General features: G+C 58.1%; 17 protein-coding genes and 4 pseudogenes. 7 read left to right on the forward strand and 14 right to left on the reverse strand.

The features are described 5' to 3' along the window. Window positions 1–436: 436 nt before the first annotated feature. Window positions 437–865: a hypothetical protein gene (locus tag AC6I8F_RS16345; RefSeq protein ID WP_059009477.1), complete on the reverse strand. Its 429-nt coding sequence runs from the start codon at window positions 863–865 to the stop codon at window positions 437–439. A gap of 631 nt (window positions 866–1,496) precedes the next feature. On the opposite strand from AC6I8F_RS16345, the gene AC6I8F_RS16350 reads away from it, so the two are divergent. After that, on the forward strand, window positions 1,497–3,068 hold the full coding sequence (locus AC6I8F_RS16350) for a sensor domain-containing diguanylate cyclase (RefSeq protein WP_498028244.1): 1,572 nt from the start codon (window positions 1,497–1,499) through the stop codon (window positions 3,066–3,068). A 24-nt stretch (window positions 3,069–3,092) separates the two neighbouring features. Here AC6I8F_RS16350 and AC6I8F_RS16355 read toward each other — a convergent pair whose 3' ends face one another. Continuing rightward, the gene (locus tag AC6I8F_RS16355; protein WP_222985818.1) at window positions 3,093–4,874 is read right to left on the reverse strand and encodes a putative bifunctional diguanylate cyclase/phosphodiesterase; all 1,782 of its coding nucleotides are present in this window, start codon (window positions 4,872–4,874) and stop codon (window positions 3,093–3,095) included. Window positions 4,875–5,216: 342 nt separating this feature from the next. On the opposite strand from AC6I8F_RS16355, the gene AC6I8F_RS16360 reads away from it, so the two are divergent. Then, a complete protein-coding gene (locus tag AC6I8F_RS16360; RefSeq protein WP_498028245.1) occupies window positions 5,217–6,674 on the forward strand; it encodes a methyl-accepting chemotaxis protein in 1,458 nt (485 codons plus the stop codon). Here the strand turns inward: AC6I8F_RS16360 and AC6I8F_RS16365 are convergent. Further along, entirely contained in the window at window positions 6,671–6,877 is a 207-nt protein-coding gene (locus AC6I8F_RS16365) for a DUF3606 domain-containing protein (protein ID WP_045814937.1), read from the reverse strand. The genes AC6I8F_RS16360 and AC6I8F_RS16365 overlap by 4 nt on opposite strands. 361 nt (window positions 6,878–7,238) lie before the next feature. Between AC6I8F_RS16365 and AC6I8F_RS16370 the strand changes: the two genes are divergently transcribed. From AC6I8F_RS16370 to AC6I8F_RS16380, 3 genes are all read left to right on the forward strand, one after another. Then, window positions 7,239–7,478: a hypothetical protein gene (locus AC6I8F_RS16370; protein WP_059009563.1), complete on the forward strand. Its 240-nt coding sequence runs from the start codon at window positions 7,239–7,241 to the stop codon at window positions 7,476–7,478. Between the two features lie 443 nt (window positions 7,479–7,921). After that, window positions 7,922–10,132, forward strand: coding sequence for a putative bifunctional diguanylate cyclase/phosphodiesterase (locus AC6I8F_RS16375; RefSeq protein ID WP_498028807.1), 2,211 nt, complete (start codon window positions 7,922–7,924; stop codon window positions 10,130–10,132). Window positions 10,133–11,342: 1,210 nt separating this feature from the next. Then, window positions 11,343–11,513 (forward strand): hypothetical protein, encoded by a 171-nt coding sequence (locus tag AC6I8F_RS16380; RefSeq protein ID WP_176428074.1) that lies wholly within the window; start codon window positions 11,343–11,345, stop codon window positions 11,511–11,513. Window positions 11,514–11,988: 475 nt separating this feature from the next. Here AC6I8F_RS16380 and AC6I8F_RS16385 read toward each other — a convergent pair whose 3' ends face one another. From AC6I8F_RS16385 to AC6I8F_RS16415, 7 genes are all read right to left on the reverse strand, one after another. After that, complete coding sequence (locus AC6I8F_RS16385; RefSeq protein WP_059009463.1) at window positions 11,989–13,650, reverse strand: methyl-accepting chemotaxis protein; 1,662 nt, start codon at window positions 13,648–13,650, stop codon at window positions 11,989–11,991. Between the two features lie 433 nt (window positions 13,651–14,083). Then, a complete protein-coding gene (locus AC6I8F_RS16390) occupies window positions 14,084–14,338 on the reverse strand; it encodes a biofilm development regulator YmgB/AriR family protein (protein WP_222985823.1) in 255 nt (84 codons plus the stop codon). A 100-nt stretch (window positions 14,339–14,438) separates the two neighbouring features. Further along, entirely contained in the window at window positions 14,439–14,711 is a 273-nt protein-coding gene (locus AC6I8F_RS16395; RefSeq protein ID WP_498028246.1) for a hypothetical protein, read from the reverse strand. A 138-nt stretch (window positions 14,712–14,849) separates the two neighbouring features. After that, window positions 14,850–15,101, reverse strand: a complete 252-nt coding sequence (gene ycgZ, locus AC6I8F_RS16400; RefSeq protein WP_059009457.1) for a regulatory protein YcgZ — start codon at window positions 15,099–15,101, stop codon at window positions 14,850–14,852. Window positions 15,102–15,387: 286 nt separating this feature from the next. Further along, window positions 15,388–15,534 carry a hypothetical protein gene (locus AC6I8F_RS16405; RefSeq protein WP_481657884.1) on the reverse strand — a complete coding sequence of 49 codons (147 nt, stop codon included), beginning with the start codon at window positions 15,532–15,534 and terminating at the stop codon, window positions 15,388–15,390. A gap of 359 nt (window positions 15,535–15,893) precedes the next feature. After that, window positions 15,894–16,130, reverse strand: a complete 237-nt coding sequence (locus AC6I8F_RS16410; protein WP_059009452.1) for a DUF2171 domain-containing protein — start codon at window positions 16,128–16,130, stop codon at window positions 15,894–15,896. Between the two features lie 750 nt (window positions 16,131–16,880). Beyond that, window positions 16,881–17,972, reverse strand: a complete 1,092-nt coding sequence (locus tag AC6I8F_RS16415; protein WP_059009451.1) for a YncE family protein — start codon at window positions 17,970–17,972, stop codon at window positions 16,881–16,883. Window positions 17,973–18,418: 446 nt separating this feature from the next. Between AC6I8F_RS16415 and fhuE the strand changes: the two genes are divergently transcribed. Beyond that, window positions 18,419–20,596 (forward strand): ferric-rhodotorulic acid/ferric-coprogen receptor FhuE, encoded by a 2,178-nt coding sequence (gene fhuE, locus AC6I8F_RS16420; RefSeq protein ID WP_498028247.1) that lies wholly within the window; start codon window positions 18,419–18,421, stop codon window positions 20,594–20,596. Between the two features lie 38 nt (window positions 20,597–20,634). Here the strand turns inward: fhuE and AC6I8F_RS16425 are convergent. From AC6I8F_RS16425 to AC6I8F_RS16435, 3 pseudogenes are all read right to left on the reverse strand, one after another. Then, window positions 20,635–21,050: pseudogene (locus AC6I8F_RS16425) on the reverse strand (C40 family peptidase); the annotation flags it as partial. An 18-nt stretch (window positions 21,051–21,068) separates the two neighbouring features. After that, a pseudogene (locus AC6I8F_RS16430) lies at window positions 21,069–21,601 on the reverse strand (IS6 family transposase); the annotation flags it as partial. Window positions 21,602–21,976: 375 nt separating this feature from the next. After that, window positions 21,977–22,930, reverse strand: a pseudogene (locus tag AC6I8F_RS16435) (phage tail sheath protein); the annotation flags it as partial. Window positions 22,931–23,161: 231 nt separating this feature from the next. Here AC6I8F_RS16435 and AC6I8F_RS16440 point away from each other — a divergent pair. Next, complete coding sequence (locus AC6I8F_RS16440; RefSeq protein WP_498012771.1) at window positions 23,162–23,455, forward strand: hypothetical protein; 294 nt, start codon at window positions 23,162–23,164, stop codon at window positions 23,453–23,455. Window positions 23,456–24,116: 661 nt separating this feature from the next. Here AC6I8F_RS16440 and AC6I8F_RS16445 read toward each other — a convergent pair. After that, window positions 24,117–24,543 (reverse strand): annotated as a pseudogene (locus tag AC6I8F_RS16445) (recombinase family protein); the annotation flags it as partial. Between the last annotated feature and the right edge of the window lie 21 nt (window positions 24,544–24,564).

The following is a 24,564-nucleotide window of genomic DNA, read 5'->3' on the forward strand; positions in this document are numbered from 1 at the left end:
TCACGCAGGGATGCGTGTTTTCTTAATATCCGAATTGTTTCGGACACTGTAAAAAAACACTGAGCGGCAGACGTCACTTTCCCGCCGCGAGGTCAGCGCCCGGCCGTCCGGATATGACGGTAACGGCGCAATAAGAAAAAGACGCCCCTCAGCACATACATCGGGGACTTTACGGGTATGTGTGCCTCACCCGCCTGATGCCGGATGTCCGTGTCGCAGGTCTCACAGTGGCTGATAAAATAATAACGATCCTCCGTGGTCAGAGGTGCACAGCAGCGCCGGCAGCGTACGGGACCCATGGCGTTTGTTTCTCCGCTTAACCTGCTGTATCTCTGCAGTCGTTTAAGCAAAGACCGCCGCTGCCGTTAAGGCAACCGGGCGCGCGTGAATAAGATGATTCCTGGCAGCGCGGGTCGCGGTCACGGAAGGGCAGGGCTCAGTGGCAGCGTGCCGGCAGGGCGTCAGCCCAGTGTCGCAGGCTGGCGGCAGAAAAATTCAGGAGGCGTCCTTCCGGCAGTGCGCCGGCCAGCCGGACTCCTCGGCCTGCACGCCCGGACAGCATGTCCAGCATGGCGCCGGGCACCCGGGCGTAGAGAATGTTGCAGTGGCCACGCAGGGCCTCGCCGGCACACGTCCATCCGCCGCCGTCCTGTCCTGCGCTGTTTTGTATGTCATCGCCCGAAAGCCTGCCGTGCGGCGCCTCCAGCGAAATCAGAAGCGCTCCGTCGTCATCGCAGGTCGCGTGCAGAAACACGTTTTTATCCTCCGAAGCCGTGATGCAGGTGCCGGAGCCGGGCGTGCAGGCTGCCGGCTGCGCCCATAAGGGGGACGCCATGAGCACAAACAGCAGCAGCATCTTGTTCATAAACGGCCCGCCTGTCTGTATGAAATTTGTACGCCACCCGCCATCGGGCATGGTGCGCTCCCTGGCCGATGGTGTATGCACCCTGCCCACAGGGTTATCCACCGCACGGGTGCATAAGTTCGCCTGTACGCCGGCGGAGAAAAAAACCGCGCGGGTGCGCGGTCAGGACGTTCCGTAAATACCGGACAATACGCCACCGGTCGTCCGGACCTGAGTCAGGTGCGGAAGGGCGGAGACGCCAGCTCTCTTCGTTTACTGTGCAGACGCGTTGTGTGTGCAGCGCAGGGAGTATATCCCTTTTATCTGTATGGTACCGGCCCGCCTTCATGAAATAAAACGTCCGGCACGATAAAAAAATGCCCGCAAGCCTTCACGGGCTAATCGTTGATTTATGCCGTGGTGAGACGGCACCGCTTTATTAAGCATTTTCCATGATATTTATCCACGAAAATTGTGTGAAAGCAGAGGATTATCAGATTAAGTTGCATTAAGAAGAATGAAATGCGCTAAGCTGGCGTGGGCCGGCCCCCGCAATCCTGTCGCGCGGCGCATAAAAGGCGCGCTGTTCTGCCATTTAACCCGGTCCGTGACCGTTACACTCTGATGACACCTCAACCGGGCCCCTGACGCCATGCCGCTGAAAAAACTCCGCCTCCGTACACTGCTCCTGTCGCTCTCCGTCGGCGGGGTGATCCTCACCTCCTGCCTGCTGCTCGGGGCGCTGCTGATTTTTCAGAAGGGCAACATCGAGGACAGCCTGCTGGAGAGCAACATCGCCTACGCGAGGAAGCTCGCCGACACCACCGATCGCTATCTCGGCACGGCGCAGCGCGAGCTAGCCTGGAGCGCCACGCAGATTAAGGGCCTCACCGACCCCGCGCTGCTGAGAGGGGAGACCGACCGCCTCCGGCTGCAGTCCGGCTTTTTTAACACGGTGGTGGTGGTAAACCGCGACGCCGTTATCGCCGCCACCTCCCCGGAGAGCCTGAGCCTGGTCGGCGTGAAGCTGCACTCCGATGCGAGCCGGCAGGCCATCGCCACGCAGAAGCCGTTTATCTCGGCCCCCTTTACCTCGGCCTCCGGTAATTACGTCGTGTTCCTGTCACAGCCGCTGTTTGCGCCGGACGGTGGCTATCTGGGCTACATCGGCGGCACCATTTACCTCAGGAAGCAGAGCATGCTGAGCGATATCCTGAGTCAGCATTTCTACGCCCGCGGCTCTACCGTCAGCATCGTCAGCAATGACGGCCTCATCGTGTTCAGCCACGACCCGTCTCTCGTGGGAACCAGAATGACGCTGAGTGCCGCCCTGATGAAGCGACTCGCCACGATGGACAGCGGACGATTCAGCACGGAGGCGGGCGGACAGGCGTTTCTGACGGGGTTCGCCAGCCTGCACAAAACGGACTGGAACATTTTTATCGCGGGCACTTCTGAAACGGTCCGGCATATTCTCGTGCGCACGGCGGAAAACGCGCTGTGGTTCCTGCTGGGGATCATCGTGTTCACGGCCGCCGTCGTTGCCCTGATGGCCGGGCGCATCGCTTACCCGCTTGAAAAGCTGGCCGGCATGGTGCGGGACGACGACAGCGAGGCGTCGCTGGCCTCGGTGCCCGCCTGGTATTATGAGGCCGATCGCCTTAAGGAGGCGGTACAGGATCACCGCCTGGCGGTCGCCGGCCGCATGGCTGCGCTCAGCGATGAGGCCATGACCGATCCGCTCACCGGAATCTGCAACCGCCGCGGCTTTACCCTCATGGCGGACAGGTTCAGCGATGACGCCGCGCAGTGCGTGATTGCCATCGACATTGACCACTTCAAAAAAATCAATGACTGGTACGGCCATGATGCAGGCGATGCGGTGCTGGTCAGCCTCGCCGGTCTGCTGCGGCAGGCGTGCCGGACGGGGGACGTCGTCAGCCGCTTTGGCGGTGAGGAGTTTATTCTTCTGCTGCCGCAGACCTCCGTGGAGGATGCGGCCCGTACAGCGGAGCGCATCCGCGACGTGGTCAGCACCACAACGTTCCCGTACGTCGGCGCCATGACGGTCTCTGCCGGGGTGGCCGCGCTGTCAGACTGTGGCAGCCGCGATGCGCTTCTGCGCCGCGCCGATGAGGCCCTTTATGAGGCCAAAGGCGCCGGACGTAACGTGGTCATCGTCGCCGGACCGGAGGGGTTCAGGCGCTACAGGACGCCAGCCTGAGGGCTGTGAACCCGCGGCGGCGGGTCAGCACTGCCCGCGCAGCTTCCAGCCCAGCCACTCGTCGAGCTCCCCTTCCGGCAGCGGCCGGGAGTAGAAGAAGCCCTGCGCCTGGTCGCAGCCGTACTGGGTGAGTGCGGTCACCGTTTCTGCATCCTCGACCCCCTCGGCGAGCACCGTATAGTCCAGCTCCTTCAGCATCGCGATGATGCTGCGCGCGATGATGCGCGAGGCGGTGTCTGACGAGATTTCGCTGATGAGCGTGCGGTCCAGTTTGATGACGTCCAGCGGCATGCGCCGCAGGTAGCTGATATTGCTGTAGCCGGTGCCGAAGTCGTCCAGCGAAATGCCAAAGCCCCTGAGCTTCAGCATCTCCAGCCCCTGCATCGCCGCCGGGCTTTCAATAATGCGCTCGGTCTCCAGGCACTCTATGCCCAGCAGCGAAGTGGGCAGCTTTGCCCTGATCATTTTTGCTTCCAGCGCGTCGGCAAAACCCTCACGGGAGAAGTCCCTGCAACTGACATTGATGGTCACCGGGAGCTGGATGCAGCTGTTGCGCAGGCGGGCAAGGCGCGCGATCGCGCGGTCGGTTACCCAGGCTGTAAGCGTGCTGAGCAGCTCGGTCTGCTCAGCCAGCGGCACGAACAGGGCGGGCGAGAGTTCTCCCCGTACCGGATGGCGCCAGCGCACCAGCGCCTCCAGCCCCACCGGGCGGCCGGTGTGCAGGCAGACTTTAGGCTGGTAGGCGAGCCACAGCCCCCTGTCTTCCCGCAGCGCGGCGGCCAGGTCGTTCATCAGGGTAAAGTCCTGCGTATGGCGCGAATCGGTCGCTTCGCTGAAGCGCATGGCGGGCACGTTCCGGCCGATGGCCTCGTGCAGGGCGCTGACCGCGCGACGCAGCGCTTCCTGCGCCGGAATGTCGCCCGGGGTGAAGGTGACCTCCCCGGTATGGGTGCTGAGCGCCACGGCGATGCCGTCGCCCAGGTCGGCGCTGATCCCCTCCAGACGCCCCGCCACCCAGTCCGCGCTGAGCCGGCTGTCATTACGCGTCAGTACGGCAAAGCGGCCGGTGGCAACGGTGTAGAGCAGCTCGCCGGTGGCAGGACGCAGCCGCAGCGGCAGCAGCGTGGCCACGTCCTTCAGCAGGCTCTCTACCGGCCCCATGCCCATCGAGCGCGCGAGTTCATAGGCGCGCGGCATGTCGATGCAGTCAATCAGCACCAGCCGGCGCGGCGTACTGTCCCCCGCCGCCGCCAGATACTGCAGGTCGCGGATGAGGCGCTGGCGGTTGGGCAGGCCGGTGACCGGGTCGGCAAAGCCGGCGGAGTGCCAGGCCTCCAGAAACGACATCACCAGCGCGGCCAGCAACTTCAGGGTGGTAACCTGCCCGGCGCCAAACGGGTGTGGGGCAGTGTCCGTGACGCACAGTGTGCCGAGCACGATGCCTTCGCGGTTCTTCAGCGGTACGCCGGCATAGAAGCGGATGTAGGGCGCGCCCGTGATGAGCGGGTGCGTGACGAAGCGGGCGTCCAGCCAGGTGTCGGGCACCACCACCGGGCTGTCGTTGTCCACCGCGTGACGACAGAGTGAGTCCTGCCGCGAGGACCGCGTGAGGGCGAAGTTGTGGGCGGCCTGCACGTGCTGGTGCTCGTCGTCCAGCACGGAGATAAAGCTGCCGGGGATACCCAGCGCCTGGCTCGCCAGCCGCACAAATTTGCGCAGCACGTCGTCGCGGCTTTCGTCGGGGCTGCGCAGCGCTTTCAGCGCCCGCGCGCGGCGATCGCTGTCGCCGTTAATATTCATCAGCATGGGTTCCTCCGCACCGGCCTGGTTCCGGTGCGAAATTATAAAGAGAAAGTGGACGGTAACGGACCGGTGTAAAAGGCAATGACTGCGAAAGGGAAAAGCGATTAAAACTTTTTTATGGTGCTTACTATAGGCGCTTCCTGGTCTGATGTCATGTTTATTTTCTTTAGCAAAATATTTAGTGCAGCGCGATTCTTTTATTTTATCGTCCGTCAGTGTCCTTTTTGAATAATACCTGCCAGACTCTTGCCAAATAAATGTAGTGCGCAACTTAATCACGCGCGTAATTAAAACAAACGATAACGCCTCTTATTATTTAATAATAACAACACCGGGGAAAACCTCATGCAGTTACTCAGACATTTTACCATCCGCCGCGTCGTGCTGTGGATGATGATTGTTTCATTTAGCATGGTTGCGGTCGCCGGCGCCTGGAGCGCGCTGACGCTGCGCGAAATGTACCGCCACGCCGACCACGCCGGTGCGCTGACCCGGCAGCTGACCTTTCTGGCCCGCGCCGGCCTCGTCATGCAGGGCGGGACCGCAGCCGAGAAGACGGCCCTGCTGGCCGCCGTTCCGCCGGAGGCGGCGTGGGACGGCTACCGCGCGGCGTTGAGTGAGCCGGACCGTTATCCGGCCGCCGGCCGCGAGCGGCTCGGAAGCCTGACGCAGCAGCTCGCGGCCGACGACGCGCCGGTGATGGCCGGGCGCCACCGGCTGGAGGTGATCCTCAGCAGCGCGCTGCTGGCCGCCGCCGCGCTGCTGGCGTTCTGCGACCGCTATCTGCTGGTGCACCTCGTGCGTCCGGTGGCGAAAATCCGGGCGCACCTGAAGACCATCGCAGGGGGCGACCTCACGCGCGAGCCGGAAGACCTGGGCCGCAACTGCGTCGGTCAGCTGGTGCCGCTGGTCAGGGAGATGCAGCACAGCCTGCTGGACGCGGTGGCGGCCATCCGCGACAACGCGGTCATCCTGCACCGCGAGGCCGGGGAGATTGCGGCCGGCAACGCCGACCTGTCCGACCGGACCGCCACCCAGGCCGCCGCGCTGGAGCAGACCGCGGCGAGCATGGAGGAAATTACCGCCACCGTGGCACACAACGCGGAAAACGCCCGCGATGCTCGCGAGCTGGCAGAACGCACCGCCGGCACCACGCAGCGGGGCGCGGAGCAGGTGCAGACCGTGGTTGATGCCATGAGCGGCATCGCGGAGGGCTCAGAAAAAATCCGCCAGTTCACCGCTACCATCAACGGCATTGCCTTCCAGACCAACATCCTGGCGCTCAACGCCGCCGTTGAGGCCGCCCGCGCCGGGGAGCAGGGGCGGGGCTTTGCCGTGGTGGCGGCCGAAGTGCGGTCGCTGGCACAGCGCAGCGCGGCCGCCTCAAAAGAGATTGAGGGCCTGATTGCCGACACCGTGGCGCGCGTCAGCGACGGGCGACGGGCTGCCGGCAGCGCCGGTGCCACCATGAGCGAGGTGCTGCACGGCGTCGGTGAGGTCAACGCGCTGATCGGACAGATTGCCCTGGCTTCGGAAGAACAGAGCAAAGGGATTGCGCAGGTCACGCTGGCGGTTGCGGAGCTTGACCGCGTCACGCAGCAGAACGCCACCCTGGTGCAGGAGGTTTCTGCCACCGCGGGCAACCTGAACGGGCAGACGATCGCGCTGGGCGGCGCCATCACCCGCTTTACACTGCCTGCAGAAGAAGGCAACGTGGCTGTTGCCGCGTCCGCTTCACCGGTCAGCCCGCGCCGGGCGCCCCCGCCACCTGAAGGCGACTGGGTGGCCTTCAGGCATCATTAACGCGTCGTGCGGGGGGGCGGATTTTTCTCCAGCCACGCCCGCACGCGGTCGGCTTCCGGGCCCGCCTCGCGCACGGCCCGGGTCAGACGCTCCTGGGTCGTGCGCAGTTCCAGCGTCCAGAACGTGATCTGCCACTGCTCCCGGATGTCTATGCGGCTCAGGTCGGCGGGTACCCGCCGCTGAATATAATCGCGGTTTTTCATCAGGTTATCCTTTTCATCAGTACAGGGTGTGGCGGCACAATAAATACGGCCGCCGGCAAGCCCTGCCTATCCTGGCGAATAATAATCAGGAAAACACCGGATTAATCCCTCTGTCAGGATTTCGTAAAAAAAGGAGAGGATTCCTGGGTGTATGGATATTATGCCTGTCGCGCTGAGCGGCTGATTTGGTTTAGCGTTATAGAAATAAATCAGGTAATTGCGGTTGACTATCCCGCGATCGATTCAGGGCGCATTGCATTACGGAATAAATATTAAGATAATGTGATGTATCAGGGGCGTGTCCCGTATTTTTTATCCTGACGGCCCGTTGTGGTCCGCCTGGCCGCGAAAGGAGTGTCTTCTGGGAAATCAGCTTTTATACCGGCCCGTCGCGGTCGGTTCCGACGTCCGCGAGCTCCGGCTTGCGGCCGGCCTGTCGCAGGAGGCCGCCGCCGAGCGGTTTGAGCTCAGCCTGCGCGTCTGGCAGATGAAGGAGGCGGCGAAAAATCCCGCCCCCCTGAGCCAGGGAGAGTACGAGTTCCTGCTGCTGCTCGCCGGGCGTCACCCGCACTATGCCCTTGTGCCGCAAAAGAAAAAGTAGCAGGCTCTGTTCCCTGAGCCCCCTGAAGTTCAGGCGGGCCCGGCCGATAAAAGGATAAGGACATGAGCGGAAAGTACTACTATGCAGTTCGATGCGGGCGCCCCGCGATTGAAGAGGTGCACTGCGCGGGCTGTGGCGAGCTGGCGCAGGCCGGCGGGGGCCGCTTTCTCGGCACGTTTTACTCGCTCAGGCACGCGCTCCAGTCCGCGCGCCTGCGGCACCCCGACTGCGTAATCTGCCTGCGGTGCGCCTCCCTGCTGCGCTGAAACGCGGCCAGGAGTGGTCCTGAAGTAACGTTTTCGTGATGCCCGGACAGCCGGGCGTCACTGTTATCCCTGACTCCGCCCGCGGCGGGGTCAGCTGACGGGCCTTTCTTCCGGCGGCGGGGCGGCAGGGATTTCTGCGGCCCCGTCTGATTGAACGTGTCCCCTTTTTGCTGTGTCATGCCGGCCACAGCTCATTCGACCCGGGGGGGACAGACCCTGAAACGCCCGACATCAGACCACGAAGCGACCCGTCTTGCGGCGCTGGCACCCTATCAGCAGGCGGATGCGCTGCCGGAAAACGCGCTGGACCGGCTCACCACGCTCGCCGCGCGCCTTTTCCGCGTGCCCACCGCCTTCGTTTCGCTGATTGACGACCAGCGGCAGCTTTTTGCGTCCCGCTACGGGCTGAACATCACCGGCACCGCCCGCAGCGTCGCCTTCTGCGACCACACGCTGGCGCAGGGGGAGATCCTCTGCGTGCCGGATACCCTCGACGATCCGCGTTTTCGCGACAGCCCGCTGGTGCACGGCTACCCGCACATCCGCTTCTACGCGGGGATCCCGCTTGCTACCCCGGACGGCCACCATATCGGCACCGTGTGCCTGACCGACACGCAGCCGCGCCCGCCGCTCACGGACGCGGACCGGCAGCACCTGGCTGACATCGCCGCGCTGGTGATGGACCGGATGGAGGTCCACCGGCTCGAGGTGCTGCGCCACGCCAGCCAGCAGCGGCTGGAGTCCATCTCGGCCACCTCCCCGGACGCCATCATCTGCACCGACCTGCGCCGGGGCATCACCTTCTGGAACCCGGCTGCCACCGCGATGTTCGGTTACGGCCCGGAGGAGATGGCGGGCCAGTATGTGGCCGGGCTTATTCCCGAGCGCTGCCAGACCGACTACCGCAACGAGCTGGAGCGCCTGACGGCCGACGAGGCGGCGATTTCGCAGCCGCGCACGCTGCAGATATGGGGGCTCAGGCGCGACGGCCGGGAGTTTCCGGCCGAGGTGTCATTCTCGGGCTGGCGGGAGGGCGGCGAACGCCTGGTGGGGATGATTGTGCGCGACGTCACCGCCCGGCACGAGAGCGAGGCCCGCCTCTGCGAGCTCGCCTCGCTGGACATGCTGACGCGTCTGGCCAGCCGCGGTGCCTTTATGCAGCAGCTGGGGCAGCTGACCGAGGCCGGCGTGCCCTACACCCTGCTGATGACCGACCTGGACGGCTTCAAGGAGGTCAATGACACGCTCGGGCACGCCGCCGGCGACGCGCTGCTGTGTCACGTGGCGGAGCAGATCCGGCTGGTGTGCGCGGAGGCGGTCACTGCGGCCCGGCTCGGCGGCGACGAGTTTATCATCCTGCTGCCGGGCGGAAGTACCGGTGCCGGCCTGACGGCGGAGCGCCTGATTGCCGCCGTGCAGACGCCATTCAGCTACCACGGCTCCCCCGTGATTGTCGGGGCCAGCACTGGCATTGCCGCCTATCCCGAACACGGAGAAGACGCCTCGTCGGTGATGTCGGCGGCGGACCTGGCGCTCTACCGGGCCAAGGCGTCGGGCAAGGGCTGCAGCGTCCTGTTCCGGCCCGAATTCCTGGCGGCGGAGCAGCGGCGCCGGCGCTTTGAACGCGAGCTGGAAACCGCGGTACGCCAGCAGCAGTTCATCCTGCACTACCAGCCGCGCTATGACGCCGGCAGCGGCCGCCTGCTCGGCTGCGAGGCGCTGGTGCGCTGGCAGCATCCGGCCCGCGGCCTGCTGCTGCCAGCCGAGTTTATGGACATGCTGGTGAAAAGCCCGCTGTCTGTGACGCTCGGCGACTGGGTCATCCGCACCGCGCTGGCGCAGGTCCGGCAGTGGCAGGTCCGCTGCCCGCGGCTGCGGGTCAGCGTTAACCTGTTCCCGCGCCAGCTTTCCGGTCCCGGGCTGGAAAGCGTGCTGCGCGAGTCCGCGGGCGGCGACGCCGCCTTTGTGGACCTGGAGGTGGACGAGCCGCTGCTGACGGGACTCGTTGAGGAAATGCCGGCACAGTTTGCGGCCATCCGGCGCACGGGGGCCGCGTTCGTCATCGATCACTACGGCCGCAAGCTGGGCGCCATCAGCCTGCTTCGGCACGGCTTCGTCAGCGGCTTCAAGATTGACAAGTCGCTGACGCTTGAGCTCGGCACCAGCATGTGCGTGCGGATGATGTTCCGGGCCATCGCGGCGCTGGGGAAAAGCCTCGGGCTCAGCGTGGCGGCCGAGGGTGTGGAAGACGCGGAGCAGCGGGCGTACGTAACAGGCGCCCGGTGCGACATCATGCAGGGGAACGGGCTGTGCAGACCCCTGACGGCGGTGGCGTTTGAGGCGCTGCTCAGCGCGGAGGGTGACAGTAAGACGCTGAAGCACAGCTGATAAAACGGCGCCCTCAGCGGCCCATCAGCCGGTGCGCCAGCTTATCGAGTAGCAGGAAGGGCAGCGAGCCCGGAAACAGCAGACCCCGGCCGGTCCTGTGCAGCGGGTCAGACGCTCATAGTTCGCCAGCTCGAAGTTGGTGGCGGGCACCTCTGCCAGAAGTCCCGCAGGACCGCTTCCGGGCTTTCGACTATCAGGCTGGCGTTTCCACCGACGCTGCAGGCGCAGCCAGGCTACTTTGTAATCCAGACCGCCCTTTCCCGCAACTGCCTTACTTAACCGCATCTGCTCCACTGATGAAGTCGGTTCAGCCGGGGCAAACCCGGAAGCCTCAACACGTGTAGCCGCCGCCAGCGTGACGGCCCATGCGCAAGCTTGCTGCGCAAGCCAGGTGCCGATACCGCTTCCGCGCAGCGGCGGGGCCCAGCACCAGACCGCCGGGTGCCAGCGCCACACGTCCCGGCCGGCCGTGCGTGAAAACGGCGCTGACGGTGCCCGAAAGGTCGCCCTGCGGCAGAGCTGATAGCACGTGCCAGGCCAGTATCAGCGAACACATCGGGCTCCGTGACCTCCGGCAGGGAAAGTGCCCCTCCCGGACAGACACCAGGAAGCTGACCGGCGTGTCAGGCAGAATGTCTGTGGATAAACGGCGGACCGTCAGGAAATATTCCGTAAAGGGCCCACCCTGTGGCGGCTGACATAAAACGGCTCCTGATTGTATTCAGGGTACCGTGATGTGAGCGGAGCGCGCTTTACAGCAATGCGCGCTCAGCGGGCCATAATTCAGGATAAACTGTACCGGCTGAAACGATAGTGGCGCAGTCAGTGTAAAAAAATCAGTGAATCAGACACTTCCTGGCATCACTTTCTCGACAGCGTAATATATTCATATAATGTTTTCCCGTATCATGGATGGCGGCTTTCCGCAATATCAGTAAGCACTTTGTGGACTCTGGTCCGCCCTTTACACAGCCAGCGTAAGACCGGTTATGTGAAATCCAGCCTTGATCCCGGGTCTGAACATCCCGGGTTACTTTTTGCCATGTGTCCCGCCACATCGTTTCCGGCTGTACTCGCTGCTGCCCCACGTTGTTCTGTGACACCGTGCACGTTTATCTATTCCGCCGCCGTCACCTGCTTTACGCCTGCGTGACAGAGTCAGGTTGGGAGTGATAAAACCCAAAAGGTTGAGTTGACAGGAGGCATCCCGATGAAAAATGCTGCCACACCTTACCGCGAAGCGCTGATACGTCTTTGTGCGCTCAGGTTGCGCTACCGGCGTGCGAGCCGTAATCCGGCCGCCGGAGTGGTTGACCTTGCGGCGTTGATGTCCGAGCTCGAAGAGGCCGAACAGGACGTTGAGCGACATGAAAAGCAGTAAATGCTTCCGGCAGATCGGGCTTTAAAGTTTTACGCCAGCAGGCCTATACGAATAAGGTGATTAATCCGATGGCCACACTCCACGAGTAAGTCCGTTTATCTCATTGACGTTTTCAGGGGCTGACCGGCCCTGACCGTAACGCGCTCCACAACGTCTTCCGTAACTGCAGATGCAGGCATGACACCGCGCCTCTGCCGTGATTACTGCCACCGGTTCATGCCTGACATTTTCTGTCTGGTCAGTTTGATAAAAACCGGCTTCCGGGAGGAAGCCATCAGCACAATCAGTCGCAGTATCTGTTATTTGTCCCCTGATAAGGCACACTAAAGATGTCGGTACGCGCAGGCCAGACATATGCGCAGCGACGATGTACTTTTTCTGGCCGGCAGGCACCACACCAATAACGTAAAAACGCTGAAAGGCTGAGGAAGGGTCCCTGCCCCGTGTTTCAGTCTAAGAAACCGTAACTGCTGCCTCAGAAGCTCTTCCAGTTATCATCTCCCGCTGCCGCAACGGCAGGGGTGGGACGTAATGCAGCAGCCGTCCTTATCGGCCGTGTTGCCTGAGCGCGCACAGTGTCTGACTGTCCCGAATCGGGAACCAGCGTAAAGGCACTGACCAGCTGATTCAGCGCCGCCGCCTGCTCCATCAGCGAGCGTGACGCGGCCGAAGCCTCTTCAACCAGCGCGGCGTTCTGCTGCGTCACGTCATCCATCTGGTTTACGGCAATATGGACCTGCCCGATACCCTGAGATTGTTCACTGGCGGCAACGGATATCTCATCGACAAGGTCGGTGACCTGCCGCACGGCGTCGTTCATGCGGGACATATTCTCTCCTACACCCTCGGCCTGCGTCGCTCCGGCTTCGACAAAGCCCATGGATGACTCAATCAGCTCCTTGATTTCGCGGGCGGAAGAGGAGGAGCGCTGCGCGAGGTTGCGGACTTCGCCGGCGACCACAGCGAAACCACGGCCCTGCTCCCCGGCACGCGCGGCCTCGACGGCGGCGTTCAGGGCCAGAATGTTGGTCTGAAACGCAATCCCTTCAATGAGCCCGATAATATCCGTAATTTTTGCAGAGCTCCCCCTGATGTCACCCATTGTGCCCAACAGCGTGCGCACCCGGCCGGCGCTGTCTTCAGAAATATCGCGGGCATTTTTCGCCAGCTGACTGGCAAGCTGTGTGTTTTCTGCGGTCTGACGTACGGTCTCACTCAGCTCTGACATGCTTGCCGCCGTCTGCTCCAGCGAGGCAGCCTGCTCCTCGGTTCGTGAAGAGAGGTCCTCATTACCGGCTGCTATCTGCGCAGAGGCTGAGCTGACCGACTGTGCAGAAGCCTCGACCTTCGACAGCGAGGCTGAGACGTTTTCAATAAGATGATTAAACGCTTTTGCGGTCAGGCCGATTTCATCCCGACGCGACTCGTCCACCCTCAGAGTCAGGTCAAGCTGCTGGCTGGCGATTTCCATAGTCTGCCGCATGCCGTTGAGCTGTCCGCGGATAGCGAAAATAGTTTTCAGCGCAAAAAAGGCCAGAATGGAAATGGCCAGCATTGAGCCACCCACAAGGCTCCAGACTGTCATCTGATAAGTCCGGTCATTTTCTTTACGCAGAGTACTACCGATGTTCACATTCAGTTTGAGCTGTTTCTGGTAGCCAGCAATCAGCTGGCGGGCAGCTTCTCCAATGCCGTCATTGCTCTGAAGCGCCCCCAGTGCAACGGCGTCATTCTGTGCGCGTGAGCCAGCAAGAAATGCAGGAAGCGACGATTCAACCTGTTTGATGGTGGAAAACGCCTTCTCTGTCAGTTGCCGGTCCTCCTCGTTCGATATGTCGTTATTTAGGTAATACTGGTTCAGTGATTTGATATTACTGATAGCTTCATCGATTTTCTTTTCAACTTCAGCCTGCCGCCGCGGGTCTGTTGCGCTCTGGTGGCGGTAAAGCCAGATAATAAGGGAGTTACTGCCGTCTACCAGCTTGCCCAGGTCCAGCAGTGAGGCAACGGTATTTTCCTGCACATACTGAAAGCGGGACTGAAATCCGCCGGCAACCATGACGGCCACGATGACCATCGCGACCAGCGCGGCTGAGAGAAGTGAAAAGGTGAGCAATAATCGCTGTGTAATCGTCATCTGTAATTCCTGCCATTGTAAGTGACTGATACTTTATGAAATCTGAAAATAATAAAAACTTTCAGCATATATATCGGCAGAAAAGCAGGAAACGTTATTTCAGGAAAGGCGCACCCGGCGAAATAAATTCTGTTTGTGGCAATCCCATTGCCTGATCCTGTTCGATGAGGATATCCATACAGCATCTCTCAGCAGCACTGTGGCGGATGAGCATCAGCGCCCCCGAGCTCTGAAAGAAAAAAGCCTGTCTGGCCGCTATCGGCCTGCTGGCAGAGCGCCTTCACTGACTCAGAATCGTAATGTTCAGGAATAAACCAGCGGGTCGTTGGCTCTTCCTGAGATACAGGTGCTCATTAACCCGTCCGCTTAAGCAGATAAGGCCTGCGAAGCAGGCCTCATACAATCAGTGTTGTGGCTTCATTGCCGAACCGGACTAAGCGTCCTCTTCCTCTCGCGAATACCCCACAACCATCTCCAGCGCGCCGCGCAGTACATCGAGCCTGACGACGTCAGAGGTGCTCTCCAGCTCTGCTATCAGGCTGAGTATCACGTCCTTTCGCAGCACGCGTCCGCCCTGAGCCTTCAGGCGTGCAAATACCGCGCTGATGATTTCTGATTCAGCGGCCAGCTGATCGCCGCGCTGATTAATTACACTGAGAATTTCTTCTTCGGTTTTGTTCTGCTGCATAACCCATCATCCGGGACAGATAAAGAGAAGGGCGCCGCCGGCGCCCGGGCTGTCTTCAGACTCCGTTCTGCCTCCGCCCGTGGCGGAGATACGTTACCGGTCAGTGCCGGCGCGTGCCTGGCGGAGGCGTATCCTCTGTCATAAACAGCGACTCCGGACTCTGTACGAGCCGGGCGCCAGGAAGCGCCGCACTGACCTCATCAAGCGCCAGTTTCAGGGCCTCAGCCCTGTCGGGATGCGTTTCACGCGCGGCCATTTCGATCAGCCTGACGGCAACCGTTGCACCCGATACCGGTGCATTCTCGCTGAGCAGACCGAGGACGGCCTCACCGATAACGTGGTCCATAAGCATTTCAGTTTTGTTTCTGTACATACCACTTCCCGGGTGTCAGTAAAGGGACGCTTTCCTGTACCTGCCGCCGCTGACGCGGCTGGCTGACGTTACATCCGCATGCATGACCGGATGTGATATCCACGCCGGAGAAGGCACTGCTGTGGGCAGATACCTGATTCAGAGAGGCTCTTCCCGGCCAAACAGCAGGCCAATCAGCGTGCGGCAGAGCTGCTCCTCTTCTGCGCTGCCCGCGAGCTCCAGGCGACGTACGAGCTTTGCGCAGATGGCCGGCCGGTTGAGGGCGGCGCCGCTGCGCAGGATTTCCACCACGATCTGCCCCAGCATGGCCTGCTGCGAAGGGAGTTGGGCGTCAGTGAAATAACGGGCAATGTCTCCCGCATTATCAGGTTGCATGCTGTTCTGGCGCATAGTCATTTCTCTCGAGATAATGGTTAAAATGTCATCGGGTGATGATGCGCGGAAAGTTATACAAAAAATAAAAACCTGTACAGAAATATTTTTGACGGTGAAATGAATTTTTTAGCAAAAAATGCTAATCATTATAAATCATGAGGATAAATAACTTATCTTACGAAGGGCGGAGGGGGGGCATCCCTGACAGTTTCTCCGGCCGGCACGCGCACAGCGCGCCCGATGCGAGGCTGGCTTTTCATCGTCGTGTCCCGGCCAGAGCCGTTCTGCGTTCCAGGTCGTTCTAACCGTCGTTTTCCTGACCCGTCATCGTCATCCAGTGCAGCTCAGCCTGCTCGCGACTGCCGTACTGACGGAAACCCTGCAGCCAGCGTCTGGCATCAAAGATTTCCGCAAGCTTCTCGTCGCTGACGTCAGCTTCGGCCATCACGGCGAGCTCCTTTCTCAGGGACCCTACCGTACTCTCCTGGCCGGCGCTCGCCAGGCTGACCGCTGCCTCTCCGATAATGAGATGGCCTTTCTCATCGTCGTGATAGAACACAGCAAATCCTCCTTCTCGGGAAAATAACAACCTCAGGACTGAATGTAGACGGAGAAGGCGCCTTCACCAGAAGAAAAATCTGTCATATGGATAAGAAATAAAATATTGGTTTTGTGTGGCGGAGTCGCCGGGTGTAGAACAGAATATAAATGCGTGAGAAAAACTGATGTGTTCAGTACCAGGGGAATATGCGGTCAATACAATAACGCTTTAAAAATTAGCCGCGGCATAACAGCCGCGGCGTTTCGTTACACAGCCTGCCACTCACTTTCAACTTCATCTTTAGATTTGGAAAGAATGACTTTATTGTCATCCACTTCATTAACCCAGCTGAAGGGGATGATGTGATGCTGACCGCCGGCTTCCGGGTCGCTTTTCGCCAGCTTAATTTTGTCATCACCCTCGAAGTGGTCAACAACACCCACGTGCTCGCCGTTAACGTCCACTACCTGAGCATGGTCCAGAACTTCTGCTTTATCAACCATAATTAATCCTTAATAACGTCTGGTAAATGATAAATTAACCCAGTCATCATGCTGGGTATGCTTTTAAAGCGTGGGTTATTAATGTGTCTGGCGTCAAGAAATTAACATAATGAAACATCTTCCTCATCGCAGTGTATGGCGCATACCTCTGTCCCGCCTTTCAGCCGCGAGGCTGCAGAGGCCGGTCTGACAACTGTTTACCCGGTGCCATGATGAAAGCGCCGGCTGGATTAGATCCAGACTCAGTTAAGGAAAATCGTTGAATTATTCCCCTGGCACTTCCCGGACTCTTTATGAATACGGTTAATCTGCCCTGTGCCACTCTTCCACAGACAACCATACTTTTTCTGGCCAGAATTACTGCCGGTGGATGGATTAGGTAACCTGATTTCCAGCGTTCTGAACGCTGCAAAAATGATTAAAGGTGTCGCACTGTATTTTCGGCTCTGTTGCAAAGATCAGCGGCGCTGATAAACTTTCTTCCCATTTTCACCAGTGACGCACCCCATGAATGTATTTAAAGGCGGGCATTTTCAGCGCGACATCATCTTCTGGGTGAAATGCGCCTGGTAGCCAGAGTGTTTGAAATGCGGGCCTTTATCATCGGCCAGAAGGCATATCAACTTTAATATTTGCAACAGTGCCTAAATGCGCACCTTACGAAAACTTCGCACGATCTTCGTAGTGTTGTGACCAAAAAGCGCTTAACAGCAAGCATCAGGGCAGCTTTCGCCGCCCTTTTCATAACTGTTACTTCAACGCAATACGCGCGATGCCGTCAGCGCCTTTTGTAGAAGAGTCTTTATTAAATTCCGCTTTCAGGGTCACATACAGGGTGTTGTCGTCTGGGCCAATCAGCAGACTGTTAGGATTCTGATCAAACGACCAGCTGTTTTTCACCGCGTAAGTGGTGGCATCCAGCTGCAGCACTTTCTTCGATTCACGCTGGCTGATGTAGATTTCGTTGCGCTTCGCGTTGAATTTGATGCCCAGCGAGTCACCTTCAATACGTTTGACCACTTTGCCGGTGTGCTCGTCGAGTACCAGTGTCGCTTTTCCTTTGGAATCGTCAGTGATGAACAGACGGCCAGTGGCAGGATCTTCTGCCATGTTCAGGAACAGATACTCTTTACCGTCACCCGCCGTCCAACGCTTCTCGATTTTGTGGGTGCGCGGGTTAATCACCAAAATTTCGCCAGAACCATTGGCGGCATAAATGCGCTCAGTGACCGGGGAATAGATCAGGCCCGTTACCCATTTACCGGCATTTTTGATCTCGGTTTTTAGCTTGAAGGTTTTCGTATCAACCACCGAGATGTAACCTGGATCGGCAACGCGGCCCACGTACAATTCGTTGCCGTGCCACAGCACTTCACGGGCGCCCGCCGGATAACCTTCTTTACTGATTTTGCCTGGGAACACCAGACGTGCCAGCACTTTGCCACTCTGGGCATCAACCTTAGAGATTGCGCCATCCAATGAGTTAGTGGTGTAGAACACACTGCCTTGTTCATCGATTGCCGCACCAAAGTTTTTCAGATCGGTGTGAGTCTCGCCTTCAGTCGCCAGGGTTGCTGGGTCCAGACGATAGATAACACCGCCATTCACATCCTTAAAGCTCTGCGCGCTGGCGACAAACAGCCCTTTTGAGTCCTGTGAGTAAACCATCTCATACAGGCCATCACCCAGGACACGCTGTGTCACGGCGGTATCAACCGGTTTAGCGGTTTCAGCAACAGGGGCTTCGGCTTTTTTAGCAGGCGCCTGACAAGCAGTCAGACTAAATGCAGCAGCAACCGCCATGGCAACAGCGGCTTTGCGCGGACTAAACAACGATTTCATGCAGTACTCCATCAATGGATGAACGGCTCCGACCGTATCTAACGAGCGGAAAATATAAGAAGAATGAGAATCATACGCATTAAGATGAAGGAGGCAAATATTCACGTGGATTTCTCTGCTCTCCCGCTTTCAAACAGAAAAAATGTTCACTGCATCTGCCGCGCCATTTACCGCAAAGTTCCTGTTTATTCCCGTAACAAAAATGAAAACGCCAGCAACTAACGGGTTATGAACGCATCCATCACACTGATTTCGTTGTTATTTACACATTATTACACTTCAGGTTGAATCATTGCGAGATTCTATAAAGCAAATGATTATCATTGGCGTTCGTAAACAGGAATACGCCGCACCTGCCCCTTTTCTATGGGGGGTAAATTCAGGCGCAAACATAACAACCGAAGCCTGATGGCTTTACATAACAATCATTGACCACGGAAATAATTATGTCTTCGAAAGGCAGGGATTCAGGCATCCGAAAAACGTTTAGCGTGTCGCTTTTGGCGATGGCAGTACATACCCTTCTCAATCCAGGCATAGTACAGGCGGCAGATAACACGCAGCAGGATTTGGTGGTTAATGCCATCACCAGCGACAACAGCGGAGATAATGAGAAGCAGGATTATGCGGTGAAAACCACGCGTGCTGGCACCAAGTTGTTACTGACGCCGCGCGATGTGCCGCAATCGGTCAGTGTGGTGACTCAGCAGCGTATGCAGGACCAGCAATTACAAACCGTCACCGATGTTTTGAATAACACCACCGGCATCACCAGTAACCTGGTCGACTCAGAACGTTCAGAATATTATTCACGCGGTTTTAAAATCACCAACTTCACCTTTGACGGCATCCCCACGTCGGTGGGTGACAGCTGGAACTACGGTGATGCCGCCTCTGATACCGCGATTTATGATCGTATCGAAGTGGTACGTGGTGCGACCGGACTGATGACTGGTGCGGGCAGCCCATCAGCGTCGGTGAATATGGTGCGTAAGCACGCCGACAGCAAAGAATTCACCGGTAGCGTCAGTGCCAGTTACGGCAGTTGGAATAAGCAGCGCTATGTGGCTGACATTGCGGGCCCGCTGAACAGTAACGGCTCGTTGCGCGGACGTGTTGTGACGGGTTATCAGGACCAGGACAGCTGGTTAGACCGTTACCATAAAAACAAGAAGTTCCTGTATGGCGTCGTTGATGCCGACCTTACCGAACACACCACGCTTTCACTGGGTTATGACTATGAGAAAGCCGACACGCGTGATCCTACCTGGGGCGGCTTACCAGTGTTCTACAGCAATGGATCACTGACGCATTACAATCGCAGTCTCAACTCCGCCGCCGACTGGACTTATTACCACACTGAAGTGCAGAAGTTGTATGCCGACCTGGTGCATAACTTCAACAATGGCTGGAGCATTCATGTTAACGGCACACATGCGAAAAATACCTTTAGCGATAAACTGCTCAATATCTACAGCGCCTTCCCGGATGAAACCACGGGTGAAGGGGTGACCGGTTACGGCAGCCTCGATCGCGGTAAACGTGAACAAACTTCCGTTGATGGCTATGCCAGCGGTCCGTTTGAGTTGTTTGGACGTCAACATCAGCTCATGGCGGGTGTAAGCTACAGCCGTCAGCATAACCAAACCTACAGTCAGGATGGCGTCACCGATCTGGATGAATACGACATTACGTCAGCCGACATGGGGGCTTTTAATAACAACTGGACCGGCAATATCGCTGAACCGCAGTGGCAAGGCTGGTATCTCAACGCCAATGACGTGATCCGTCAGAAATCCGCCTACACCGCCGCGCGCTTCTCGCTGGCTGATCCACTGTCACTGATTATTGGGGCGCGCTACACCGAGTGGAGTACCAACGGCAGCAGTGGCAATATGACCAAGAGCAATACGACGCCGTATGCCGGTTTGGTGTATGACATCAACGATACCTGGTCAGCCTATGCCAGCTACACCTCGATCTTCCAGCCCCAGACTTACCGCGACGCCTCAGGTCATTACCTGTCGCCAGTTATCGGGAAAAGTTACGAAACGGGCCTGAAATCAGCGTGGTTTGATGGTCGCCTGACGGCTACTGTCGCGGTATTCCGCATCCAGCAAGAGAATGTCGGTACGGCTATTGACGGCGTTTATGTTAATAACAGTAGCGAGCAAGCGTACTACGCCACTAAGGGCGCGCGCAGTAAGGGGGCAGAGTTTGAGCTAAACGGGGCCTTGACCGATAACCTGCAACTGACCTTCGGTGCCACACGTTACGTGGCACGCGACAGTGATGGGCGATATAACCCGGATCAGCCGCAAACCGACTTCAAACTGTTTACGCGCTACCAGGTACCGAGGTTGCCAGACCTGACCATTGGCGGCGGCATCAACTGGCAGAACCGTACCTTTGAAGATGTCAGCGCACCAGAAGGCAGTACGCAGCGTGTGTATCAGGGCAGCTATCCGCTGGCCAACCTGTTTGCGCGTTATCAGGTCACCAAACAAGTTGCGGTGCAGGCCAACGTCGATAATTTATTTGACCGCGAGTACTACACCTATATGAACAACTATGTTTACGGTGAACCGCGTAACTTCTCGGTGAGTGTCTCTTATCAGTTTTGATTGAAAAATCCCCGGTGCTAAGCCGGGGATTTTTGACATCAGACCTTGTTTTTATAATTAAAACTGATCTGCGAATTCTGCTCACGCGGTGAACGCCACGCTTCTAAATAAACCGATTTCCAGTACGGATTATTCAGGGATGAGCGCATCACGCCCCGGCTAACCGAAGCGTGAAGGAATTGATGATCGGTGTCATAAAAGCCGACGTATAACTCATGTTTGATACTAAAGAACACTAAATCAGCGGGTTGCAGGTGTGACTGATCAACCGGCTGACCCATGGCGATTAATTCTTTGGTGGTGACACGATCCATCGGAATATCAAAACGATCTTTTAACGTGCGCCAGACGAATCCCGAGCAATCGCCCCCGTTAATTGCGTTCGACCCCACTGGTATTTGGTGCCTTCCCATGAGTGCATCTGATCGTGTAATGCGGCTATCATGGGGATTAAATGGCACTGTTGCAAATATTAAAGTTGATATGCCTTCTGGCCGATGATAAAGGCCCACATTTCAAACACTCTGGCTACTAGGTGCATTTCACCCAGAGGATGGCCGAAGTAGAATGACTCAGCCTGGCCTTTGCACAGCGCGCGCATCACTTCAATCCCTTTTATCGTGGCGTGAGCTGTCTTAATCGATTTAAACCCCAGCGTGGCGCTGATTATCCGTTTCAGCTTGCCATGACCGCATTCGATAACGTTGTTCCGGTATTTGATCTGCCGGTGCTCCACCTCCGGCGGGCATTTCCCTTGACGTTTCAGTAACGCCAGTGTCCGGGGGGAGTCGGTGCTTTGTCTGTACTGATGATGCGCGGGATCTTCCACTGTTTTACGTTGTTTAAAATCTTACCCAGAAACCGGTACGCGGCATTCGTATTGCGATGCGGCGAAAAGTAAAAATCGACAGTGCGGCCCCTGCTGTCAACGGCCCGGTACGGATAAGCCCACCGGCCATTCACTTTGATATAAGTTTCATCCAGATGCCATGAACAGAAGCCGGAATGCTGTCCCGTAAAGAAAGACCCAGTGGAAGTCCGCCCGCTTTCGCGTGGGGTAATGTCGCCCGGAAGCTCAACCCCTTTCTGCCCGGTTACAGGGCAGCATTTGCTTTCTCCACCTTCCTGTACCCGCACCTCCATCAGCTTCCCTTGCGGTCGGCTTGCCAGCGTGGGCAGAAGTACGGTCTTACCGTGTTTCACTTCAGTAACAGAATGGGTCAGACCCTGCCTCTTCATCGGCAATCGTGATGTCCGTGTGCTCTCACTCGACAAAAGAGCAGCCGATTGCGTACCTTTTGGTTCAAGCCTGTCAGCATCTTTGGCTTGTCAATGTTGACGGCGATTCACAGTAGTTCACTTATGTTGGTCATGCCATTCACCCTCGATAATGTCGCGGGCCAGCGACGGGTTCAGCGGGCCGTCAACGGACCACATCTGCGCCTCGGCCATGGTGTCCATCAGCACCTGCGCGGTGCGGGTGTAACACTCAAACGCAAACAGCGGGTCGTCGCTCAGGCAGCGGGAACCCCAGAAGCGGTAGCCGTCTTTGCGGATAAGCGTGGTGACATCGTTCTGGTTCAGCAGGCCCGCGTCGGTAGCCGGATCCTGTAAATCCCAGAATACGTCCTTAGAAATGCCGGTCACGCCGTTCACGCCAACGTTCGAGAGCGACTTGTGCCAGCCAGTTTGTTCATCGATTTTGGCGCGCAGGCCCAGCGCGCGGGCGGTAGCGTAAGCGGTGGCGTCCTGCTTCAGCACGGTGTCAAAGCTGATGAAGTCAGGCCAGATCAGCATCCCTTCGCGCTGGCTGAAGTTGGCGCGGTAAGCGATCGCCTCCTCCACGCTTTTGCAGCCGTAGGCGGACAGGTACGCAAACCCGCGCAGGCTCTGCGCCACACTCAGCAGCTCGGTCGCAACGGCCTGCGTATCGTGTCCCGGCGCGCCGAGGATGCGCGGCTTTACGCCGCACACCGACTGTGCGGCCAGCAACGCCTTCATGCCGGTGCGCTGGCCGTCGGTGACGCCGCCGATGATGTTCGCGGAGGTTTCCGCCTCGGTCTCACCCTGCGGCACGCGCACCACCACGGTGACGGGTTTGGACTGGTCGGCGATAGCGTCCAGCGATCGGGCCAGCGTGCCGGATTCGCCCGCCTTGCCGCTGGCGGTGAGTACGTCGGTCAGCAGCACCGGTCGGTTAAGCGGGAACGTTGCCGGGTCGGCGTCGTCGCCGGTGCAGACCAGCCCGACGATCGCGGTACTGACGGTGGTAATGGTTCGGGTGCCCTCGTTGATTTCCTCAACGCGCACGCCGTGATGATAATCCTGTGCCATGTGGCGGTTCTCCTGTTAAGGGGTTCCGCTATGGTCGTGCCTCATTGCAGATGGCGCATCTGAGTAGTGTTGTGTGAGGGCTCACACAATTATCCGCGACTCCGGAGTAACTGCCGTACCCGCTGGTACAAATTAAGAATGGACCGAATCAGGGATTATTCCCCCTGAATCCGATTGATAACCCTCTTCAATACTTTAACTATGAGGGAAATGTTAAACGGGAGAATAACGATGAAACTGGCCCCGAAACATTACCGCCTGTTGTCCCTACTGCAGGAAAGAGGCTCGGTTCCCGCGCGTATCAGGCCTGTTATACGGGAAGAACTGGTGGCAATGGGCCTCGCTGAATATTTTCACGGTGAGGAGTGGCTCAGGGAAAAGGAACGCTACCGGCTGACGAAGCAGGGCCGGGAATTACTTGTGAAACACGATAAAGAGATTGAGCAGGAAAAGCAGCGTGCCGCCGGTGAGTCACGGCCATTTCGTCCTGGAAGGCCGCGAAAGGACAGCAACCGCTTCCCTTGACGCTTCCAGTCTACAGACTAGCCTTGGTAGGCATTCTAATAAAATCGACGTTTTCGTTACCCCATATTATCCGCGCGCTGGCGCGGTTTTTTTTGCCCAGTAAATCAGTTCGACAGTGTTTAGTCTTGTCATATCAACTCGCCCGCAAATCATGCAATAGGGTATTTGTCAGCGAGACATCTCACCTGACGTAACCCGATATCCTGCGTAGTGTACCCTCTCAAAACATTGCATCACCTTGACGATGCCGTTAAACCGGTTATATTTACCTACCTGAATAAGAAATTGTGTTTTCATTTTAGTTTGCTGCCGCGCCCTCCAGCGCGGTTTTTTTTGCCCCTGATATAATCACATTGCTGACAGTTAAGTTCTTTATCTTCGCGATTCAAACAAATCATTATCCATTTGTGCAGTAATGGTATTCTCTCACAGCGATTTATCCTGTCGCGAATTTCACTTCTTTTTTTTTCCGCCCGACATACCTGGTCAGGTTGCGGCGTTTTTTTATCTGTAATGCTTTCGTCCTCAAGCTCTCTTAGTCTTGCCGCCGGAATATAGCGGTATAGTGTTTTGACTGACACTTCCAGCACCAGTGAAACCTGCAGCATTGTTGCCCCCTGAACCAGCATCCGCTCAGCCCTGGCTGTCACGTCCGCTGTCATCACCCGCCGGCGGCCCCCAACGCGCCCTTTTTCCCGCGCAGCTGCCAGCCCAGCGCGGGTTCGCTCTACGATCAGCTCGCGTTCCATTTCCGCAAGCGCCCCCATCACGTGAAAGAAAAAGCGCCCCATCGGCGTGCTGGTATCAATGCTGTCGGTCAGGCTGCGGAAATTAACGCCGCGTTCACGCAGTTCTTCCGTCAGCATTACCAGATGACGCATGCTGCGCCCGAGCCTGTCCAGCTTCCAGACAACCAGCGTGTCCCCGGCCTGCAGGCAACGCAGCGCCTTTTTCAGTCCGGGGCGAACACGGGTTTTTCCGCTGATCCTGTCCTCGAAAATCAGCTCACAATCTGCGCTCTGAAGCGCAATCCGCTGTAAATCCGTGTTCTGGTCATTTGTTGATACCCTGATGTAGCCAATCAGCACGCTGCAATCTCCGCAAATGGG

The organism is gamma proteobacterium symbiont of Axiagastus rosmarus (assembly GCF_059730925.1).

Bases quoted from the DNA above. Each gene is read 5' to 3' on its own strand.
- AC6I8F_RS16440 (WP_498012771.1), top strand. From the start codon at position 23,162: ATGAAACTGGCCCCGAAACATTACCGCCTGTTGTCCCTACTGCAGGAA.
- AC6I8F_RS16355 (WP_222985818.1), bottom strand. From the start codon at position 4,874: ATGCTGATGAATATTAACGGCGACAGCGATCGCCGCGCGCGGGCGCTG.
- AC6I8F_RS16350 (WP_498028244.1), top strand. From the start codon at position 1,497: ATGCCGCTGAAAAAACTCCGCCTCCGTACACTGCTCCTGTCGCTCTCC.
- AC6I8F_RS16395 (WP_498028246.1), bottom strand. From the start codon at position 14,711: ATGTACAGAAACAAAACTGAAATGCTTATGGACCACGTTATCGGTGAG.
- AC6I8F_RS16385 (WP_059009463.1), bottom strand. From the start codon at position 13,650: ATGACGATTACACAGCGATTATTGCTCACCTTTTCACTTCTCTCAGCC.
- AC6I8F_RS16410 (WP_059009452.1), bottom strand. From the start codon at position 16,130: ATGGTTGATAAAGCAGAAGTTCTGGACCATGCTCAGGTAGTGGACGTT.
- fhuE (WP_498028247.1), top strand. From the start codon at position 18,419: ATGTCTTCGAAAGGCAGGGATTCAGGCATCCGAAAAACGTTTAGCGTG.
- AC6I8F_RS16375 (WP_498028807.1), top strand. From the start codon at position 7,922: ATGCCGGCCACAGCTCATTCGACCCGGGGGGGACAGACCCTGAAACGC.
- AC6I8F_RS16380 (WP_176428074.1), top strand. From the start codon at position 11,343: ATGAAAAATGCTGCCACACCTTACCGCGAAGCGCTGATACGTCTTTGT.
- ycgZ (WP_059009457.1), bottom strand. From the start codon at position 15,101: ATGCGCCAGAACAGCATGCAACCTGATAATGCGGGAGACATTGCCCGT.
- AC6I8F_RS16360 (WP_498028245.1), top strand. From the start codon at position 5,217: ATGCAGTTACTCAGACATTTTACCATCCGCCGCGTCGTGCTGTGGATG.
- AC6I8F_RS16415 (WP_059009451.1), bottom strand. From the start codon at position 17,972: ATGAAATCGTTGTTTAGTCCGCGCAAAGCCGCTGTTGCCATGGCGGTT.
- AC6I8F_RS16345 (WP_059009477.1), bottom strand. From the start codon at position 865: ATGAACAAGATGCTGCTGCTGTTTGTGCTCATGGCGTCCCCCTTATGG.
- AC6I8F_RS16365 (WP_045814937.1), bottom strand. From the start codon at position 6,877: ATGAAAAACCGCGATTATATTCAGCGGCGGGTACCCGCCGACCTGAGC.
- AC6I8F_RS16390 (WP_222985823.1), bottom strand. From the start codon at position 14,338: ATGCAGCAGAACAAAACCGAAGAAGAAATTCTCAGTGTAATTAATCAG.